We start from the raw sequence: 19,143 nt of genomic DNA, 5'->3' as shown, positions 1-19,143 counted from the left end.
CTCAAGTCGAGCGGACGGAAGATATCAACCCTACTGGGCAGAATATGTTCTTTCCGAACTCAACGCATAGGGAAAGTTGAAGGCGGACGTGTTCTGCCGCATATGTGGACGGTATGCGTTGGTTGCCGCGAGCAGCGGGGCTTGAGTGGCAGGTCTCGAGTGTCGAGATCGCGGGCGAGCCGGTTCGTGGAGCGCTCCGGCATGGCTCTTTCCGCCACAGGTTCGGCTTGTTCATTTTGGCGGTGCAGCAAAAATTGCCCCGCCGTCGCATGTGTGCTCAACGGACGGCCGTGAACCCCGGCTGAGTCGCCCCCGTGGGTCCGACCACTGGCATAGCGCTTTCACGGAAGCAGTCATTCGCGAATGGGTGGCATCAAATACCACGCGATTGACCGCAACGGCCGAGCATTAGCCGGCTAGTTGAGGGATGCAAATGAGCGTTGTTCCTTTGGAACTGGCCGGTGGAACTTCTCCCGGTCGAAGGGCAGTTTTGGGTCGCGTAGGCACGGGGCCACTGATATCCGGTTAAACAGCCGTCGCGGCTGCGCGGGTTCCAACGGCGGTAGCGGATCGATTGATCGCCATGTCCTCCACGAAACAATCGACAACTTGGAACTATACTGGGCAACCCGGAGGCTTCCATGACCGATCACGACAGACTGCATCCACTACGTCCGCTCCTGAAAAATTGGGTATGGGAGCATGGTCGAATCGGCACTCGCTATCTGGACTGCGTTGATGGCGAAATCAGGTTTGACGAGGGCAAGAAGTCGCATTTCGCGGCCGAGAAATATATCTATGTGCCCCTTGGCAAGGGCGCTGAAGACGATGCATCTGCGGAGGGTCCTGCGATCCAGGAGGCTGGACTTGCCCGGTTTTTGCGGGCCGCGCAGTTGGGTACGCCGGAGGAAGCCGGTTCTGTAGCGGATGTCCAGCGCGCAGTGCAGGACTGCGTGGAGATTGGCCTGTTCAGCGCATATCAATGGGAGGCTCGAAAGGCGTTTGCCCGATACGCGCAGGAACCCATGTTCGATGACGAGATCCGCGCGGCGGTTGTCGACGACATCCGGCGTATTTACGCCGGCATGCGGGAGCAACTGGCGCTGTACGATTTCAGTGTGCTCCACGGCTTGCCCATGCCGCTGCTTATCGGCGACACGCCCTTCATCGACTGGCGCGTGCGTGCCAGTCCGGCACTTCCGTTTGTATCGCTCCCGCTGGGACCTTACTGCCTGCTGGTCGGCGCGCCGTCAGGCAGGAAAAGCCGAATCGCCCCGGTGGTCTGGAAGGCCGCTGCCGCGATGGGCCCGTTGAAGGACCACAACCGCCAAATCGAGGAGCAGGCACGTCTGTGGCTGGTGGCGACCACGGATGACCAACTCGTCGCTGCGCAAAGCCGCATTGCTGCGGCCATCGGCTCCAGGCAAGGGAATGTGAAGCCCTGACCGAAGTTGACCTTGAGCAGATCGTCAGCCGTGGCTGAGTTATGAGCGATGGCCCGTTGCCTCGTCGGGCGGTTACTGCCTGCAAATATCGTCGGATCACCGGCTTTCCCTGTTTTGCCGTACGTTGCAATGCGGTAACGGCGCCATGCGGCCAATTTGAGACGTTCGGCTGCGCCGCGAGAACGGCCGCTCCTGGTTAGCCCTGCCCCGAAATTGGCGCCTCCTCCGGTCGATGTTCGTCCATGATTTGCGCGTAACATAGGGTGGCGATTGGATTCTAAGCCCCGTTTCGCCCGGAGACGCGCACATGCGACTTGCTGACTTTATCTTGCGGCACACGGAAGCGATTCTGGCGCAATGGGAGGTGTTCGCCGGTTCCCTCGTGCCGGTGGCGGCAAATTTGGAACCGTCGGCGTTACGCGATCATGCGCCGCAGATCCTGCGCGCCATTGCAAAAGATTTGGGGACTGCGCAGACCAGGGAAGCCCAGTACGAAAAATCAATAGGGCGAGCCCCCGCTCCGATCGATGCGACCGAAACAGCCGCGCAAACGCACGCCCTTCTGAGGGCTCGGGCTGGCTTCAATATCAACCAGCTCGCCGCCGAATATCGCGCGTTACGCGCAAGCGTACTCCGCTTGTGGATAGACGAATGCGAGCCCGACGCACCCCATCTGGACGACGTCATTCGCTTCAATGAGGCGATCGATCAGGCACTTGCGGAATCTGTCAGCTTTTTCAGCGCGCAGGTCGAGCAGAGCCGCAATCTCCTGCTCGGCATGCTGGGGCATGACATGCGCAGCCCGCTCCAGGCGATTCAGATGACTGCGTCGTATCTGGAAGCACTGAATGCCGGAGAGCGAGTATCGGACGCTGCAGGCCGCCTGATACGTAGTGGAGCGCGGATGCAAGCGTTGCTTGACGATCTGTGCGATTTCAATCGGACCAGGCTGGGCTTGGGTGTCAACGTCATACCCACGACTGTCAATCTCGCGGACGTGCTCGCTGAAGAACTGGACGAATTGCGTGTCGTTCATCCTGACAGGCAGATTGAGCTGCACGTGACGGGTGATTCACAGGGGGTCTGGGACGGCCAGCGGTTGCAGCAATTGCTCGGAAACCTTGTGATCAACGCCCTCAAGTACGGGGCACAAGATACCCCGGTGCGCGTGGAGGTGACATGTGATGAAACGCATATCCATATCGACGTTCGTAACCGTGGACCTGCCATCGAGCACGCAACGCTGGCACGGATGTTTGATCCTCTGATGCGCGGGCTGGAACATCGGAGCAAAGCCGATCCGGCGGGCGGTCTCGGACTGGGGCTGTATATTGCGAGCGAAATTGCCAAGGCCCATCACGGTGAGATCGAAGCACGGTCCGACGAGACGGGAACCTCATTTTCAGTGTCACTCCCTCGTGCGGGTGGACCCTGACAACGTGCCAATGTTCATTGCAGCGAGGTTGCCCCCTCAACAGTCGGTCGACGCGGACACGTGCTGACCGGAAAGCCGTCATTCGTCCGTCGAGACGGGAAGCTCGCCGGTCGATACGGTGAGGGGCGAGCCGCGCCCACGACGAACTTCCGGGGTCGGCCACAAGCGGTCGGTCGACTTCAACGTCCAGATCGTTGACTATTGCGTATGGGTCTTTGGCCACTCTCAGTCACGAAACCGTATGAGGTGCCTAGTCATACATGAACTACCCTCCACTTGAATTTGGTGCTGTTTTCCAAACGGACTGGACAGAGCATCCTATTCGCGTGATCGCGTTTGATGCAGATGTGGTCATGTATGACGCTTGGTGGCCACACAAGCAAGCCTGGGGCATGGAGAACCTGTCCGGCACCTTTAGCTACTACCGCGTGCGACGCACCTTGTTTTTGTCACGAGCGCACTATCTGCGAACCGATGAATACACTGAGCTCGAGGCTAGCATTCACAGGCCAGATCTTCCCTTGGCCTACGCGCAGTTCGAATCGTTGAACTGGTATGACCAAAGGCCCGAATCTCTATCGCAACTGGCTCAACAGATCGCCCAAGCACGAGGCCATCAAAACCCGAGCGATGATGCTTCGCTTCTAAAAACATCAGCCATCTACCTCGCGCCTTTCGGTCCAAAGGGCAGCCAGAAGCCGCCGACGGTATGCTATGCGCAGGACGGCTATGCGTTCAACGAATCAGAAGTTCTATGGAACGCGTGGCAATTCCAGGCCCCGCACCTAGGTGATCGCCATCTCACGAGCGGCATCGGCATCTATCGTTTGGGGGTTCGGCGGCGCACCCCGACTTTCTATATCTGGGGTTCTTTGAGCCAGCTGAATGGAGGAACGAGCAGCTCGTAAGAAAGGGGAGCCACGATTGCTCCTGTCGCTGCTCTGCGTCCCGCGAACGGCTGCTTCCGGGATAGCCCGACGGCTGCTTCGGGTCGGTAACGGCCCGTCCCCAAAAGTGCGGTGTAGGTCCCGGCGTAGCTTTGTGCGTGCAGCCTTGTCAGATAAGGCACTGGTACTGCTGCACCAGTAATACCTGCCGTGTCATCAGACGGCGTTCGGCAACGCTCCGCGCAACGACTGTTCAGTTTCCGCACACATGTCCCCATGGCCCCGCCAGTCCGCGCGGCCCCGGCGTGTGGGAAAAAGAAAACGGATAGCCCCGTTTCGCCTCGCCCGCCTACCCTCGCGCGCATGCCGGTCGGGCGGCGCAACGCCCGGTCCGGTCGGTCGGAATTTCCTCAGGAGCGGACATGGATAGCAGCAGCAAGACGACACGTTTCGACGCAGACGTCTGGCGCGGCAGACTTTCAACGGCCGCTGGCACGCGAGCGCGCACGTCGCGGTGCTCGAGGAAGCCGTCGACGTGTGCAACGCGGCATTCCGGTCAGAATGCGTAGTTCACCGACACCAGCGTGACCAGCGGATCCAGCGTGATCTTCGCGACGCTCTTGACCACCGCACCGTTCGGCAGCCGGGTGGTCAAATTGGCTTTCGTCCCGAACGGCAGGTACGAGACGGACAGCCCGGCCGACCAATGCTTGTCGAACTGGTAATTCAGTCCCGCGTTGAAGACCGGCGACCATGCGCTGTCGACGTCCGCGCTCGTCGACAGCCCCGTCGTCGCCCCGCGCGTCAATTGCGCGCTCAACGCCTGCTGGAACGCGGGACCGACATGCGCATTGGTGAACCAGATGTAGCTGACGCCGATGCCGAGATAGGGTCTCCAATGGGCATCCGCGCGGCCGAAATAGTATTTCAGCAGCAGCGCCGGACTCCACTGGCGGACATCGCCGAGCGGATTGATCGCCGAGGCGGAAAGCACACCGGTGCCCGAGAACTTGAATTTCGGCGGAATGCCGGCGACCGTCTCCACGGCGATCCTGTCGGTCAGGAAATGCGTAAAGGTGATGCCGAGCGTGTCGGCGTTGTCGACGCTCGCGCCCGTGTCGGGCACGGCGTGCCCGCCGATCTCGAGCGGATCGCTCGAGGTTTGCGGGGCGATTCTCAACCAGCCCACTCCCATCACATTGCTGCCCGCGGACTGCGCATGCGCTGCCGCACTCACAATCAGCATGGCGGCAGCCGCCGCCAGTTTCATCGACTTCATTGAACGGTATCTCCCTATTTGTTTTCTCGACACGGTCGCGTTTGCCGGCCGTGGCGTGCAGCCACTATGGCGGGCGACCGGAGCTTTGGAAATGTTTGAAACGGACGCGAAAATTGTCCGCGCTCGCTACCACACGCAACCGGCAGATTGACGTAAGGTCGTCACTGCGGACGCAACCTGCGGCGCATCGATGCCCGGCATTGCCCGATTCCGGGCCGCGACGAGAACCGACGACCTGATTCAGAGATGAGCAGCAGCACCACGCGATTGACCCCGACGCAAGCCGGCCCTGGCGCCGGCCTGCCGTCGTCGCCCGTCGATCTGGCCACCCTGTCGGAAAAGCGCGCATCCCCGTCGAAGCTCGCGGCGCTGATGGAAGTCGCGGCGCAGCTGGAGCTCGACACGTCCGCGGTGCTCGCCGGGACCGATCTCGCCCCGAACGACGTGTCGAACCCGTTCACGCTCACGTCGGCGCAACAATTCCTGACGGCCGTGCGCAATGCGCTCCGGCACTATTCCGGCGCCGACCTGGGTGTGCGGGTCGGCAGGTTGCTGCATGCGTCGAGCTACGGGATGTACGGGTATGCGACGCTGTGCGCCGAAACGCTGGGAGAAGCGTTCGACGCGGCAGTCCGGTTCCACCGGCTCGCGAACGGCCTGCTCGGCATTCGCTGGATCATGGAAGACGATCTGGCGTCCTGGCATTTCCCCGCCCGCGAAGACGTGGCGCTGCCCGAACTCGACACGCGGCTGTACGCGTTCCTGCTCGACATGCAGTTCGTGCTTCACGCAACTTTCGTCAAGGACGTGATGGGATCGTGGTGCGTGCCGACTCGCGCGCAGTTTGCCTGCGGGCAACCGGCCCATGCGGCACTGCTTGCCGAAGCGCTCGACTGTCCGGTTGCATTCGATCAGGAATGCCATGCATTGAGCTATCCCGCCGCGTGGCTGTCGCAGGCGCCGCAGCTTGCCCACCCGATTACGGCGGCCCAGGTCTCGCGGCACTGCGCGCAGCTGCTCGACGAGCTCCAGGATCGCTCCGGAATCACGCTGCGCGTCTACGACGAACTGACACGCATCCCCGGCAGATTCCCGGACATCGACGCGATCGCAGGAACCCTGCATATGACGTCAAGGACGTTGCGCCGCAAGCTCGACGCCGCGGGCACGTCCTACAACGAATTGCTGATGGGCGTGCGCAGGGCACTGGCGATCGATTATCTCGGCACGACCGCGTTGAGCACCGACGACATCGCATCGGTATTGGGATTCAGCGACGCCGCGAGTTTCCGGCATGCATTCAAGCGCTGGACCGGCATGACGCCGAACGAGGTGCGCGGCAACGCGGATCCGGCGCCGCGGCCGTCGAGCACGACGGGTTGATGCCGCCAGCGCGGCGTTATCGCCGGCATGGCGGATGAAGCGGCACGCTACGCCAACGCCCGCCGCTCGTGCAGCCGCAACGCGGCCCACGCGATCCCGGCCGAGAAGATCCCGACCAACCCGCCGAACGTGCCGATCCACGGCAGCCCGAACTCTCCGGCGATATGGTTGCCGAGCAGCGCACCGGCGCCGATCCCGACGTTGTACAGCCCGGAAAAGATCGACACCGCGAGATCGGTCGCGTCGGGCGCCAGCTTCAGTACCCACGCCTGCATCGCGAGACCGAAGCAGACGATCGCCCCGCCCCACACCAGCGTGTGAACCGACAGCGTGACGATGTTCAGCGCGCTCGGAAACAGGATCAGCAGGCAGGCCGACAGCGCGATGATCGACGCGAGCAGGAAGTCGGCCGGCCGCTCCGGAAACACGTGGTTGAAGCAGAACGCGGCCGGCATGCCGGCGACGCCGAACAGGATCAGCACGTAGGTAATCCGGCTGCTGCTCGCATGATTGACGCTCTGCACGAACGGCTCGATGTAGGTGTACGACGTGAAGTGCGCGGATACGACCAGCACGGTGATCGCATACAGCGTCACGAGCGCCGGCTTCCTGAGAAACGTCCCGATGCTGGCGAGCGAGCCGGCGCCCCGGCTCGGGAGCGTCGGCAACGTCGCGCGCAGCAACAGCAGCGCGACGGCCGCCGCGCCGCCGATCACGAGGAACGTGACGCGCCAGCCGAGCGCCTCGCCGATCACGCGTCCGAGCGGAATGCCGGCGACCATCGCGATCGCCGTGCCCATCGCGAGCAGGCTGAGCGCGCGGCTTTTCCGGTCGCTCGGCGCAAGCCGCACGGCCAGCGGGACGGAAATCGACCAGAACACCGCGTGCGCGCACGCGATGCCGAGCCGGCCGATCATCAGCACCGTGAAATTCCACGCGACGCCGGTCACGACATGGCTGCCGATGAACACCAGCAACGCGCAGCTCAGCAGCTTGCGGCGCTCGACGTGACGCGTGACGAACGTGAGCGGCAGCGACACGACGGCGACGGCCCACGCGTAGATCGTCAGCATCAGGCCGACGGCGGTCGGCTGCATCTGCAGGCTGTCGCCGATCGCGCTTAGCAGCGCGACGGGCACGAACTCGGTGGTATTGAAGATGAAGGCAGTGAGTGCCAGGGCCAGAACGCCCCACCACGACTGTTCGGAACTGACGGCGTCCGGGGTTGCCATACGGGAATTCGACGAAGGTTGGCGGCGCGGGCAGCCGGCCCGGCGCATCGGCGCGATTGTACCAGCGGCATATGACACGCCGCGGCGGGCCGCACCGCCGCGCCGCCGCGTCGCCACGACATGGCGATGACACGGCCATGCGCCGATAATGTGACGAATCGGGTTTGACGGACGATTCGTCCGAACGCCATCGGGCCAGGAGATTCACATGCGCATTGAAACGTCATTTCTGTTCGATCTCGACGGCACGCTCGTCGACAGCGTCTACCAGCACGTGCTCGCGTGGAAGGAAGCGCTCGATGCCGAGGGCATCGAGCTGTCGGTGTGGCGCATCCACCGCAAGATCGGGATGAGCGGCGGCCTGTTCCTGAACCAGCTGCTGCGCGAGACGGCCGGCGACATCGACGCCGAACGCATCGAACGGCTCGCGCGGCTGCATGCGGCCGCATACCAGCGGCTGCGCGCGCAGGTCCGGCCGCTGCCGGGCGCGCGCGAGCTGCTGGCCGCGCTGTCGAACGCGGGCATCCGCTGGGCGATCGCGACGAGCGGGAGGATGGAAACCGCCGCGATCAATCTCGAAGCGCTCGGCGTCGATCCGGTGAAGAACGTGGTCGTCACGCGCGACCAGGTCAAGTACGCGAAGCCGGACCCTGACCTGTTCCTGACCGCCGCCGCGAAGCTGAACGTGCCGATCGAACATACGGTCGTGGTCGGCGACAGCATCTGGGACATGCTCGCCGCGAGCCGCTGCCGAGCGCTGGGCGTCGGGCTGCTGTCGGGCGGCTACGGCAGCGACGAACTGGAACGCGCGGGCGCGCTGCGCGTGTATGACGATCCGGCGGATCTGCTGTGGCATCTGGACGAGATCGCGGCGCGGCCGTAGACCGTTCCGCTGCATCCTGGCCCCCTTGTACTTATCTGCGATGGCGATGCAAAAAATGCGCGCCGCATGATCGCCGCGCGCGCCGCGGGCCCGGTGCGCACGCGCCGTGCCCGGTATCGGCCGGCCCGGCACGCACCTTGCGTCCCACCTTGCGTCCCTATTGGGCATCGAACCGGGCATCGAACCGCTCCGGTACACGAGACACAATAAGGAGGCCACGATGATCGGCCATATCGAACTCCTCGGACGCCTGCTGCTCGCCGCGCTGCCCGGCAGCGTGATCGGGCTCGAACGCGAGCGGCGCGGAATTTGCGGCGATCTGCGAGGCGCTGCAAAGCAGCGCCGGTGTGCGGACCTGTCATCCCGACACCTCGACAAGGAGTCTCGCGTGACCCAGACCGACCTGCTCTCCTATCTCGTGACGAGCCAGCTGACCGCGCGCATGCGCGGCGGCGCATGGCTCACGACCAGCCAGGTGGTGGGCGCGCTGCGCGCGTGGCTCGCGTGCCATCACGCCGAATGCGGCTGGCTCGACCGGATCCGGATCGCGAACGCGTCCGCGACGATCGCGCAAGGCATCCACGAGATCGTGGCCGCGCACGGCGATCCCGACAGCGGCGAACGCGTCCGGCTCGACGCCGATTCGCCGGAACTGCAGGCGCTGCGCGCGCGTTGCGACGCGCTGCTGCAACGCATCGACGGCGACCGGGACGTCGACGCCCGATGATCGTGCCGGACCGCATGCCGCGCACCGCATTCGCGACGGCACGCCCCGACGACGCGGCTGCCGATCGGTCGCCCCCGAACGATCCGGCGCAACATGGGCTGCTCGAATGCGGACGCAACTGCGACACGATTCGCGACGCGGACCGCTTCGCGATGCTGGTGGACGGCGACGCCTATTTCTCGACGCTGCGTGCCGCGCTGCGCCGGGCACGCCATACGGTGTTCATCGTCGGCTGGGACGTCGACAGCCGGATGCACCTCGCTCCGGCCGACGCCGCCGGCGACGGCCTGCCCGACACGCTCGCCGCATTCCTGCACGCACTTGCAACCGCGCGGCACAACCTGCGCATCTACGTGCTCGCGTGGGACTTCGCGATGATCTACGCGCTGGAGCGCGACTGGCCGCCCGTCTATCGCGCCGCGTGGCGCGCGCATCGCGGCATCCGGTTCCGGCTCGACGACACGCATCCGCGCGGCGCGTCGCATCACCAGAAACTCGTCGTGATCGACGACCGGCTCGCGTTCGTCGGTGGGCTCGACCTCACGCGCGAACGCTGGGATACGCCCGCGCATGCGGCCGACGACCCGCGCCGCCGCGACGCGCACGGCATGCCGTACGGGCCGTTTCACGACGTGCAGGCGATGTTCGACGGTGACGCGGCCGCCGCGATCGGCAAGCAGGCGCGCGCGCGCTGGTTCAATGCATGCGGGCGCCCGATCGCGATCCGCGCGCAGCGGCATCTCGATCGCGAGGAAGACGTCGATCCGTGGCCGCGCGACGCGCGCGTCGACATACGCAACGTGCGGCTCGGCATCGCGTACACCGCGCCGCGCCATCGCGGCCGCGAGCCTGTTCGGCAGGTGCGCGTGCTCGTCGAGGACACGATCCGCGCGGCGCGGCGCCACCTGTACATCGAGAACCAGTATTTCACCGCGACGGTGGTGCGCGAGACGCTGTCCGCGCGGCTGGCCGATGCGCACGGGCCGGACGTGACGGTCGTGGCGCCGCGCGTGCAGAGCGGCTGGCTGCAGGAAGCGACGATGGGCGTGCTGCGGGCGCGGCTGCACGGCACGCTCAAATCCGCCGACCGCTTCGACCGCTACCGGCTGCTGTATCCGCATGTCGACGGCCTCGGCGACGCGTGCGTGAACGTGCACAGCAAGCTTGCGATCGTCGACGACGAATGCATCGTGATCGGCAGCGCGAACCTGAACAACCGGTCGATGGTGCTCGACACCGAATGCTGCATCGCGCTCGTCGCGGCCGGCGAGCCGCGCATCCGCACCGCGATCGCCGGCCTGCGCGACCGTTTGCTGGCCGAACATCTCGGCACCCCGCCGGCCGCGATCGCCGACGCATTCGCGCACGCCGACCGGCCGAACGCCGCACTCGACCGGCTGCGCGAGAAACCCGGCCGCACGCTGCGCACGCTCGATCCGGCCGTGACGCCGCAGCTCGACGCGCTGGTGCCGGTCAGCGCGCGGCTCGACCCCGAGCAGCCGATCGAGCCGGACCGCTTCGTGCGCGAATTCGTGCCGCGCGAGCAGCACCGCTCGCTGACCGCGCGCTTCCTTGCACTTGGCGCGACCGCGCTGCTGGTCGCGGCGCTCGCGCTCGCGTGGCGCTTCTCGCCGCTCGGCAAGGAACTGAACGTCGCGTCGCTCGCGCAGGCGGCCGCCCGCGCCGCGCAACTGCCGGGCGCGCCCGCGCTGCTGCTGGCCGGCTACGTCGTCGCGGCCATGCTGTCGGTGCCGATTACGCTGCTGATCACCGTCACGGGCCTCGTGTTCGGCGCGTGGCCGGGCTTCGCGTATGCGGCCGCCGGCACGATGGCGGCCGCCGCCGTGACCTACGGGATCGGCCGCTGGCTCGGACGCGACGCGGTGCGCCGGCTCGCCGGCGCGCGCGCGAACCGGCTCAGCGAGCATATCGGCCGGCGCGGCGTGGTCGCGATGGCCGTGCTGCGGCTGCTGCCGATCGCGCCGTTCACGATCGTGAACCTGGTTGCCGGTGCATCGCACATCGGCCTGCGCGACTATCTGGTCGGCACCGCGATCGGGATGCTGCCCGGCATCGTGCTGACGGTCACGTTCGCGCACCAGCTGCTCGCCGCGTTCAGTCATCCGGGCCCCGGCGCATTCGCATGGCTCGCGGCGATCGGCGTCGCGCTGGTCGGCGTGTCGGTGCTGCTCGTCAGGGTGCTGCGACGATGGCGCTGAGCCGGCACCCGGCCCCGCCGCCGGACATCGTCACGTCGGACGCCCCGCCCGTCGCCGCGCCGGGCGGGCGCGACCTGCGGATCGCGACGTACAACATCCGCGGCGGCTACGGCGCATGGCCCGCGCGGGCGGCCGACCGGATCGCGGCGGTGATCCACGAACTGGACGCGGACGTGATCGCGCTGCAGGAGGTGCCGCTCGGCGGCGCGCGCGCGCCCGACGTGCTCGCGCACCTGCGCGAGGCGACCGGCATGCACGCGGTGGCCGGCCCGACCATCGACACGCCGGAGCGCCGCTACGGCAACGCGGTGCTGTCGCGCTGCCCGATCCGCGCGGCGCGCACGCTCGACCTGTCGTTCCACCAGCGCGAGCCGCGCGGCGCGCTCGATGCGGACATCGACTGCGGCGCGGGCACGCTGCGCGTGGTCGCGACCCATCTCGGGCTGTCGGCGAACGAACGCAGCGCGCAGGTGCAGCGGCTGCTCGCCGCGTTCGACACCGGCGCGATGCCGGTGATCCTGATGGGCGACATCAACGAGTGGTTCGTGCGCGGCCGCGCGCTGCAGGCGCTCGTCACGCGGTTCCGCCGCGCACCGGCGCCGCGCACGTTCCCGACGCTGTACCCGGTGTTCTCGCTCGACCGGATCTGGATCCATCCGGGTGAACTGCTCGTCGATGTCAACGTGCATCGCAGCGTGCGCGCGCGGCACGCGTCGGATCACTATCCGCTGGTCGCGCGGATGCGGGCAACGCCGGGCACGCCGCTTGCACGCTGAACGCTCCGGTCTGACGGAACCGACGCGCGGGCTATCCGTACTCGCGCAAAACGTCATTCGTATAGCGGCGCGGTCCCCAAAAAAGGCGCCACGCAAAACTCCGCAAGACGACTGCCCCGATCGCAATCGTAAATACCGTCTCGAGAGTGCTCCACGTCTGATTGGGCGACATCAGGATCAAAAACGTCCACAGACCCATGCAGCCACTCAATTCGGCCCACGGAAACAGGGCGTATTCGTATTGGGAGTTCCATGGTACGTCCACCTCGGGTTTATCCTTCATGACGACGTTCAGCGCCACGCCATTCGGCCTGGGCAGTGCGACGATTTGCGCACCCTGACCAAAATGCGCCATCTTCGCCGCCAGCGCCTGAAGGAGCCACCGTGCTGCCGGTGCCTGCGGACCAATTGCCTGATCAAGCGCATGTTTCTCCAGTTTCAGCTCGGCATCCTTCACGGCACCCAGCGTCGCGTGCAGCGCCAGTCCCTTGAGGCGGCTGTACCAGAAATGATGGATTCGCTCACGCGGCACCTGTTCCGCACCGAGCAGGCGTGCGAGCGCCTTGTCCACTTCGTCGGCATCCGCGACGATCTGGCGGAACAGCCATGCCTGACATTTCAGTTGCGGCTTTTCCCGCATGAGCTCAGGCGAACCGAATAGCAACGCAACGGCCACCTCGGAAGTTTCCGGCTGGACGTCCGAGTCCGCGTCGTTGAGATGCCAGGCCAGCATCAAGCGGTATTTGGGGTTCCGGGCTGGAGCGAATGCATCCGCATAGGGCGCGCCGGTGTCATCCTCGAACCAGGTGTCCGCCAATCCCGGATCCTTATCGTCGCTCAACCACCGGATGCGAGGTTTCCCCGGTAATTGCAGTTGTGCCCACACTGCCTGTACGTCGACATACGACTCGGCATGCTCGCACTGCATCGCAATGTCGAACGACCCGCTGCGCGTCGCCTGCCCAAGCCGCGCCGCCAATGGCGTCATCAGCTTCTCGATCACCGCGCGCGCTCGGGACACTCCGTCTGCTCCTTCGATACCATCGAGTCGCATCGCTCTGCCGGGATTTTCTGGCGGACTTCCCTCGAGCTTCAACATGCGCTCGGCAAGGTCCGGCTCGGGCGCAAGAATCACGCTGTCGAGAACGGCCACGCCCGCACGGACGTTTCGTTGCCATCTCGTGAGCAAATGCCAGCGCGCCGCGTTCCTGACTGCTGCTTCGAACGCGCGACTGTCGTACATCGACGTATAAAGCACAAAGCTGGCCGCTATCCAGAGCGCGAATGGAGCGGCCAGTGCAGTTCGCACGAAGTCATCTGAAGCCATGGACTTTCCGTGCGGCCACGCGGCAACAGTGCCGGCCAGAAACCCGCATTCGATCAGGACAAACAGTACGACATACAGCCAGACGGGCGGCGGTTTGCCCGCCGACCACTCGCCGTGAGCGGGCGGGGCCCAGGGAAATTTCATCGTGCCTCCATGACGAGCACGTTACGTTACTCAACAGTCCAGTCGCGCTGCGAAGCGACGAGGCGCGGTGGTGGATTGCAGGCGCACCGGCAAAGATCGCCCTCCAGCGCGTGCCGCTTGCCGCTGAAATCATCGGGTCGTGGACTCGCGCCGTCAGGTTCGATATGACCGACGGTGTTGCAGGCGGGGCATCGGACCCTCGCTCCCAGGTAACTCAATTTTCGGTCGTCGAGACCGATGTCATCGAGACCGTCAAGCACGACGCCATTCGCCGTGGTCCGGTCATGCTGGAGGATGCACGCACGCTCGGTCATGTCACACGCCGATCCATTCCCAGTCTGCATCGTCGCCGGCACGTTCGACTGCCGGCATCGCGTCCCCGCGCCGTAGCGTGACGATACCCGTCAGGTCGCAGTGGTTGGAATTCCAGCCCTCACGCACGCGCGGAAGCCATCGACCGCTGCGCGGGCATACCGCGCCCGGCTTGCAGAATTGTCGCGTCTCTTCGACGATGTCGAACGAGTATTGCTTGACCGGCGTCGGTGCGCTGCCCGCCCATAGCCATTGCACCGGGCCATCGAACTCGATGCCGTCGGCGGCCTCAAGGAGCATCTTCACGTTGCCTGTGGGAGCAATGTCCCCGGCCTTGAACGGTTTGAGTTGGAGACTGCGATAGGCACCGTTGCCGGTCGTGCGCACGGCCCGGTACAGGCCATCCTCCGCGAACGTCTCGCCAGGATTGACCGGATGGGATGACATCGTGGCTCGGTGCATTGCCTCCCATTGTTCACGCTCCTGTGGCGTCGAGGGGTAGTCGTGGTCGAAACTGATACGGCTTTTGATCGGCTTAAAATCGACGTGCGTCGAAAGCCCCCACCCGTAGCCCTCATATTCTATTTTCATAAAAGCCGCACCGGAAAGCTCGTAATCACCTTTAGCTATATTATTATCAGGATAAGCCTCAAATATTAAATCCCTCCCCTCCCCAGCCCCAAGAAAAACCACTCCATCAGGAAACTCATGCCGATTGATAATTTTTCTTCCAGACAACCCAAATCCCCAATCATCTTGCGGCTTCATCCTACCCAATTCACTATAAGGAGCAACTCCCAATTCACCACTTGCCGCGGCCCCCGACCATTGATCCGGCGTTTTGAATTTAATCCATCTACTTCCTGAGTTTATAAATCTCACCGACACAATATAATGGTCTAATTTTCGCTCAATGCTCACCGTCGTGAAATCGAGTTTTATGATCTTTCGCCCCTCCGCCCACGCTTGTTCAGAAAGTCTGAAAGGTGCATCAAACACTCGAAGGTTGAAGCTTTCCGGAATCAAGCGCAATGAACCCGACCTCCGAACGGCCTTGCCTTCATCTTGGCAGACAACACTGAACGTTGCCGCGGGATCATGCGTTTCGGGACCACCAGTCTGAATATCTTTATCGCACAAAGCGCGAGCCACGTCTTGCAGTTGCAGCACATCACTATTTTTCAGATTCAGAGCAAAAACCCCCACACCCGTTTTCACCCTGTCATTGATAGCATCCCCTTTGGCAAAATAAAATCTCCCTTCTCCGTCAAAAGTCATCTTTCTCGAACCGTATTGAAGGCCACCAGACCACGAAAGAGAAAACGCACCGGATTTCATGAAATCATTATCTGAATCATTCGCCATAACACACCGACCTCCAATCAGCATAAAACTTAAAATCAAAAATATTTTCCCCAACGATCCATGTCTCACATGCCGCACAATATTAACGCCCATGCCTTTCTTCACTTTTCGCTATTGGTTCGAACATTCTTCTGGGGTACTTCGTAACCGACCGCCCACAACTTGTTGGTCCTAGCCGAGAACCATCTACGAATATACTCAAGGTAGTACGGCGACGTCGTCGCCGTCGGTTGAAGGCATCCGCCTCCCATGAGATTGGTCGCGGTTTCAACAACCCAGAACGTATCTTTGGCCTTATTGGCATCGGCAAGCGCGAAATCTATGTTCATACCGTCTTTGACATAAATCTCATGCACAAATCCGCCCTGCTCCCAATATTCGTCAGGAAAATTAAACAGATGCCCCGTCTCATGCGCCTTGGTTTGCGTGAGCAGTCGCATATACCGTCCATTTTTCAACTGATACTCCGTCTCCGGCCAATTCAGAGCATCGGCTCGCTCGGTTGTCGGATATAGATTGATGGTGATGTTTGGATTGAGCGCGTGGGCATCAGTCACCCCAACCACATGCACGTCCGCACAGAATTTGACGGCAACTCTGCAACCACAGGCGCCGCCCTTTTGGCACCCGCCAAGAATCAGCTTGTAGTTGCCCTGATTCAGCGTCTTTTCAATCTGGCTTTTGTAGGTTGAAGCGTCGACTTCTTTCGGGTCACGCTCCACCAGCATCAGCCCCTGCGCACCAAGGGATTTACGAGAATTTGCTCCGTTCTGAAATGTTTCATACTGAACAACAACGTAGTCATTGTGCGCGTCCAGCAACGGCTCCCGGGTCGCTCGATTCATTTTCACCAGCAGTCGCGGCACCAATGCGATAACCACCTTCGCTGTCAACGTTTTACTGACCGAATCGTAGGTGAACTGGCATGTGGTCGGCGCCGTCCCTGCACACATGACAGGTTGGCCATCCTCCGTAAGACGCTCGGTTCTCGTCCAGCCATACTTTTGATAGGGTGGCGTCTCCCGCATCATCGTTGCCGATTCAACAAAATCGGCCAGTTGCCAGTTGCACGGCGCCGGACTCTGCAACTGAATGGGATCAGGCGGGATGCAGATCGACTTCTCGTTTTCGGCGTCGTTCACCGTCAAACCGCCATTGCCTGGCGTTTTCGATCCCGCACCAGATTTCCCACCGAATAGGCCACCGAGAAACGACGGCGCCGCGGCGCCGGTATCGGCCGAAGCATCCGTCACGGACGCAGGAGACGCCGGTGGAACAAAGTTCGGGTTGGTCCGCCACACGTCACATTGCGTCGTATACGGCACGAATGCCGGCGCAAATGCCGCGCCCCCCAGATCCATCTGCGCCGGCCCGGTCTTTTTCAGGCTGCTGGTCTTGAACAACACGCCGCCGCGCGTCCCTATTTCGATACCGCCTGGCGTCAGGCGGAAATACGAGCCGCCTACGTTCAACACGATTTCCTTGGACGACTTGACGTGGAGCACGCCGTTCACCGTCTCGACCGTCATGTCGTCCTGCGACGCAAGCTGCATGCGTCCGCGCTGCGCCTGCACGACGACTGCGCCCGCCGCCGCGATCAGGCTCATGCCTCTCTGCGTGAACAGCGACACCATGTCGTGCGCCGCCACCGTAAAGCGCTTCCACACGCTCCAGCTCGCATCGCCTCTGGCGATGCCCATGATGTTTTCACCGGCGGCGATTTGCACGCTCTTGGCCGCCACCACGCCCGCCGATGCCGGCGCTGTCACCAGCACACTGGACTGCTGAAGCTGGTCGAGCGCCTTGTTCGCGGCTCGCTGACTGTCGATATCGGCTGCTTCGGCCTTCGACGCCCGAGCGGACGACGCCAGTGCTTTCGCCAGCGCCAACGCATCCTCGAGCTGTGCAACGGTTTCCTGCATGTCGAGTTGCTTGCCGGACGCACCGTTTCGCGCATGGGCCGACACCAGCACACCACCGCCGCCCCGCAGCGCGGCAGGTCCATCCGATCTCAGTTCGGCACCGCTACCCCGCTCGCTCTGGCCGCGGTCCACCGTATGCCCGAGATTGAGTTGCGACTTGCCGTGCTCGGTCGCAACCTTGATGTGCTCGCGCCCTTCCCTGTCATCCATTTCCAGCGTGTTGTTCGAGCGTGTGCGGATCGTGTTGCGCGTGCCCCAGGGAACACCTGCGACGATCGGATCCGTGTGTTGCGCGGTATGCAGCACGTGGCTGATGAACGGCAAATCGACGCAGCCCCACAGGAAGCTCACGCCGACCACCGTGCCTTCGACGAGCCCGAAGTGAAAACCGGTCTGGTTCGGCCCCGCGAACGGTTTCGCCAGCCTCATCGGGCAGCTCTGCAGACCCGGCGTCCGCGTGTCGCGATCCAGATGAAGATCGACGATGTATTCGCCCTGGCTATCGAGATAGGGGTTTTTCCAGCCGTCGGACGACGCGATCGTCCCGGTAATGACCGCATCGATCCTGGGCCAGGTTTCCTCCTTCAATGGCATTCGATACTGGCGATCCGACGGAATCGCATCGAATGTCACGTGATAGGCCTGCCTCCGGCTCGCGCCGCACGTCACGCGCACGACGACGAGCCCGTGCTTCGCATCGGGCAATTCCCGGTTCGACAGTTTCAGCACCGAGCCGGGCGTGAGATCCAGCATGTCGCACTCGCCGCGATATTCGACCTGACCGGCCAGCGCTGCCTCGCGGCGCAGTTGCGCCGCTTCCTTCGCCTCGTCCTCGCTCAGAATCGGCGCTCCCCAGGTATACGCTTCACCGTACGTCGTGCGGTCGTCGCGAATCGGACTGACCGCCTCGATCGGATCCGATATCGCCGTTTCCGTGTTGAACGTGCGTACCACATAGGCCGCCGGCAAGGTCGTCGCGCGCATTTCGAGCGCACGGACAGACTCGACGCCGCTGGCCTCCAGTCCACTGTGCGGCCGGTACGCGACCGTCAGACGCTCGGGATCGCGGCGGTAATGCGCATAGTCGTCGCCGAAGCACACGCGCTCGCACCGCTCGCCCTCGTCGCACACGAACCAGATGCCCGAGCGTCGGCACAAGCGCGTGATGAATGCCAGATCGTCCTCGCCCCATTGCATCACGAAGCTGCGCTTGCGGTAGGTTCGATTCAACCTGAATTCGAAGTCGGCGAAGATCTTGTTGAACTCGTGCTCCCGCAGAATCCGCTCGATGATCTCGGGAATGCTCAGGTCGAGGAAGAATCGACACTTTGGCGCATTGCGCAACAGCGCCAGCCGCGATTCCAGCACGATCTCGTACAGCGACTGATCGCGGTTCACAGCCTTCAACGCAAAGCCCGTCACGACACCTTGCACGCGCCGCGCCGCTTCCGGCTGACTCCATCGGTCCCGCGGTGGCGGCTGAATGACGAACGCGCCCATTCGCTTCAGGAATTCGCTGCGCGACAGGTCATGACGGGGATGCGTGAACCGGATCGTGTACTTCGTCGGTTCACCGATTCCGCGTGTGCCTTCGAACTCGTACACGTCCGCGAGTGCAGCTGCGGGCGCGCCCTTGATATCCAGGCTGTAAAACTGGTGGATGTCGATACCCGCGCGCGCGGGTGTATCGGAAATGGCCGTGCTTTTGGTCAAGGCGCCCCCCGTCGAATATTTTTGGAATATCGCGAGCGATCCTAACCGTCCGGAACGGAATTCCACCATAGGACTCGTATGATTTTGACGCGAA

14 protein-coding genes and 1 pseudogene are annotated in these 19,143 nt (G+C 63.3%); 9 read left to right on the top strand and 6 right to left on the bottom strand.

Annotation, left to right across the window (positions count from 1 at the left end):
- The first annotated feature begins 641 nt into the window (after nt 1–641).
- From DIE06_RS07810 to DIE06_RS07800, 3 genes are all read left to right on the top strand, one after another.
- The gene (locus DIE06_RS07810; protein WP_124660907.1) at nt 642–1,445 is read left to right on the top strand and encodes a hypothetical protein; all 804 of its coding nucleotides are present in this window, start codon (nt 642–644) and stop codon (nt 1,443–1,445) included.
- A gap of 307 nt (nt 1,446–1,752) precedes the next feature.
- Entirely contained in the window at nt 1,753–2,880 is a 1,128-nt protein-coding gene (locus DIE06_RS07805) for a sensor histidine kinase (protein WP_124660906.1), read from the top strand.
- A gap of 260 nt (nt 2,881–3,140) precedes the next feature.
- Nucleotides 3,141–3,788 (top strand): hypothetical protein, encoded by a 648-nt coding sequence (locus tag DIE06_RS07800; RefSeq protein ID WP_124660905.1) that lies wholly within the window; start codon nt 3,141–3,143, stop codon nt 3,786–3,788.
- A gap of 535 nt (nt 3,789–4,323) precedes the next feature.
- On the opposite strand, the gene DIE06_RS07795 is transcribed toward DIE06_RS07800, so the two are convergent.
- A complete protein-coding gene (locus DIE06_RS07795; protein ID WP_260433550.1) occupies nt 4,324–5,046 on the bottom strand; it encodes an OmpW family protein in 723 nt (240 codons plus the stop codon).
- Nucleotides 5,047–5,292: 246 nt separating this feature from the next.
- On the opposite strand from DIE06_RS07795, the gene DIE06_RS07790 reads away from it, so the two are divergent.
- On the top strand, nt 5,293–6,429 hold the full coding sequence (locus tag DIE06_RS07790) for an AraC family transcriptional regulator (protein WP_124660904.1): 1,137 nt from the start codon (nt 5,293–5,295) through the stop codon (nt 6,427–6,429).
- Between the two features lie 47 nt (nt 6,430–6,476).
- On the opposite strand, the gene DIE06_RS07785 is transcribed toward DIE06_RS07790, so the two are convergent.
- On the bottom strand, nt 6,477–7,661 hold the full coding sequence (locus tag DIE06_RS07785) for a sugar transporter (protein WP_124660903.1): 1,185 nt from the start codon (nt 7,659–7,661) through the stop codon (nt 6,477–6,479).
- A 208-nt stretch (nt 7,662–7,869) separates the two neighbouring features.
- On the opposite strand from DIE06_RS07785, the gene DIE06_RS07780 reads away from it, so the two are divergent.
- The 5 genes and pseudogenes from DIE06_RS07780 to DIE06_RS07755 all read left to right on the top strand — a co-directional run bounded on the left by DIE06_RS07780 (nt 7,870) and on the right by DIE06_RS07755 (nt 12,266).
- Nucleotides 7,870–8,544 carry an HAD family hydrolase gene (locus DIE06_RS07780; protein WP_124660902.1) on the top strand — a complete coding sequence of 225 codons (675 nt, stop codon included), beginning with the start codon at nt 7,870–7,872 and terminating at the stop codon, nt 8,542–8,544.
- 220 nt (nt 8,545–8,764) lie between these two features.
- A pseudogene (locus DIE06_RS07775) lies at nt 8,765–8,869 on the top strand (MgtC/SapB family protein); the annotation flags it as partial.
- 63 nt (nt 8,870–8,932) lie between these two features.
- Nucleotides 8,933–9,271: a hypothetical protein gene (locus tag DIE06_RS07765; RefSeq protein ID WP_124661062.1), complete on the top strand. Its 339-nt coding sequence runs from the start codon at nt 8,933–8,935 to the stop codon at nt 9,269–9,271.
- Nucleotides 9,268–11,490: a VTT domain-containing protein gene (locus DIE06_RS07760; protein ID WP_124660901.1), complete on the top strand. Its 2,223-nt coding sequence runs from the start codon at nt 9,268–9,270 to the stop codon at nt 11,488–11,490. Before DIE06_RS07765 ends, DIE06_RS07760 begins: the two co-directional genes overlap by 4 nt.
- The gene (locus tag DIE06_RS07755) at nt 11,481–12,266 is read left to right on the top strand and encodes an endonuclease/exonuclease/phosphatase family protein (protein WP_124660900.1); all 786 of its coding nucleotides are present in this window, start codon (nt 11,481–11,483) and stop codon (nt 12,264–12,266) included. The genes DIE06_RS07760 and DIE06_RS07755 overlap by 10 nt, the downstream gene beginning before the upstream one ends.
- 31 nt (nt 12,267–12,297) lie before the next feature.
- Here the strand turns inward: DIE06_RS07755 and DIE06_RS07750 are convergent, their stop codons facing one another.
- Genes DIE06_RS07750 through DIE06_RS07735 form a run of 4 tightly spaced genes read right to left on the bottom strand, consistent with a single transcriptional unit; the run spans nt 12,298 to nt 19,049 of the window.
- Nucleotides 12,298–13,737 (bottom strand): hypothetical protein, encoded by a 1,440-nt coding sequence (locus DIE06_RS07750; protein ID WP_124660899.1) that lies wholly within the window; start codon nt 13,735–13,737, stop codon nt 12,298–12,300.
- Nucleotides 13,738–13,763: 26 nt separating this feature from the next.
- Nucleotides 13,764–14,051, bottom strand: a complete 288-nt coding sequence (locus DIE06_RS07745; protein ID WP_124660898.1) for a PAAR domain-containing protein — start codon at nt 14,049–14,051, stop codon at nt 13,764–13,766.
- Nucleotide 14,052: 1 nt separating this feature from the next.
- Nucleotides 14,053–15,519, bottom strand: coding sequence for a hypothetical protein (locus DIE06_RS07740; protein ID WP_124660897.1), 1,467 nt, complete (start codon nt 15,517–15,519; stop codon nt 14,053–14,055).
- Complete coding sequence (locus DIE06_RS07735) at nt 15,516–19,049, bottom strand: type VI secretion system Vgr family protein (RefSeq protein ID WP_124661061.1); 3,534 nt, start codon at nt 19,047–19,049, stop codon at nt 15,516–15,518. Before DIE06_RS07735 ends, DIE06_RS07740 begins: the two co-directional genes overlap by 4 nt.
- Nucleotides 19,050–19,143 lie beyond the last annotated feature (94 nt).

The sequence above is a fragment of the Burkholderia sp. Bp8998 genome (assembly GCF_003854235.1).
GTDB lineage: Bacteria > Pseudomonadota > Gammaproteobacteria > Burkholderiales > Burkholderiaceae > Burkholderia.
The sequence above is the reverse complement of the archived record's forward strand: the minus strand, read 5'-3'. Positions and strand labels throughout refer to the sequence as shown.

Coding starts and splice junctions, on each gene's coding strand:
- DIE06_RS07750 (WP_124660899.1), bottom strand. CDS start 13,737: ATGAAATTTCCCTGGGCCCCGCCCGCTCACGGCGAGTGGTCGGCGGGC.
- DIE06_RS07810 (WP_124660907.1), top strand. CDS start 642: ATGACCGATCACGACAGACTGCATCCACTACGTCCGCTCCTGAAAAAT.
- DIE06_RS07760 (WP_124660901.1), top strand. CDS start 9,268: ATGATCGTGCCGGACCGCATGCCGCGCACCGCATTCGCGACGGCACGC.
- DIE06_RS07800 (WP_124660905.1), top strand. CDS start 3,141: ATGAACTACCCTCCACTTGAATTTGGTGCTGTTTTCCAAACGGACTGG.
- DIE06_RS07805 (WP_124660906.1), top strand. CDS start 1,753: ATGCGACTTGCTGACTTTATCTTGCGGCACACGGAAGCGATTCTGGCG.
- DIE06_RS07745 (WP_124660898.1), bottom strand. CDS start 14,051: ATGACCGAGCGTGCGTGCATCCTCCAGCATGACCGGACCACGGCGAAT.
- DIE06_RS07795 (WP_260433550.1), bottom strand. CDS start 5,046: ATGAAGTCGATGAAACTGGCGGCGGCTGCCGCCATGCTGATTGTGAGT.
- DIE06_RS07755 (WP_124660900.1), top strand. CDS start 11,481: ATGGCGCTGAGCCGGCACCCGGCCCCGCCGCCGGACATCGTCACGTCG.
- DIE06_RS07780 (WP_124660902.1), top strand. CDS start 7,870: ATGCGCATTGAAACGTCATTTCTGTTCGATCTCGACGGCACGCTCGTC.
- DIE06_RS07790 (WP_124660904.1), top strand. CDS start 5,293: ATGAGCAGCAGCACCACGCGATTGACCCCGACGCAAGCCGGCCCTGGC.
- DIE06_RS07785 (WP_124660903.1), bottom strand. CDS start 7,661: ATGGCAACCCCGGACGCCGTCAGTTCCGAACAGTCGTGGTGGGGCGTT.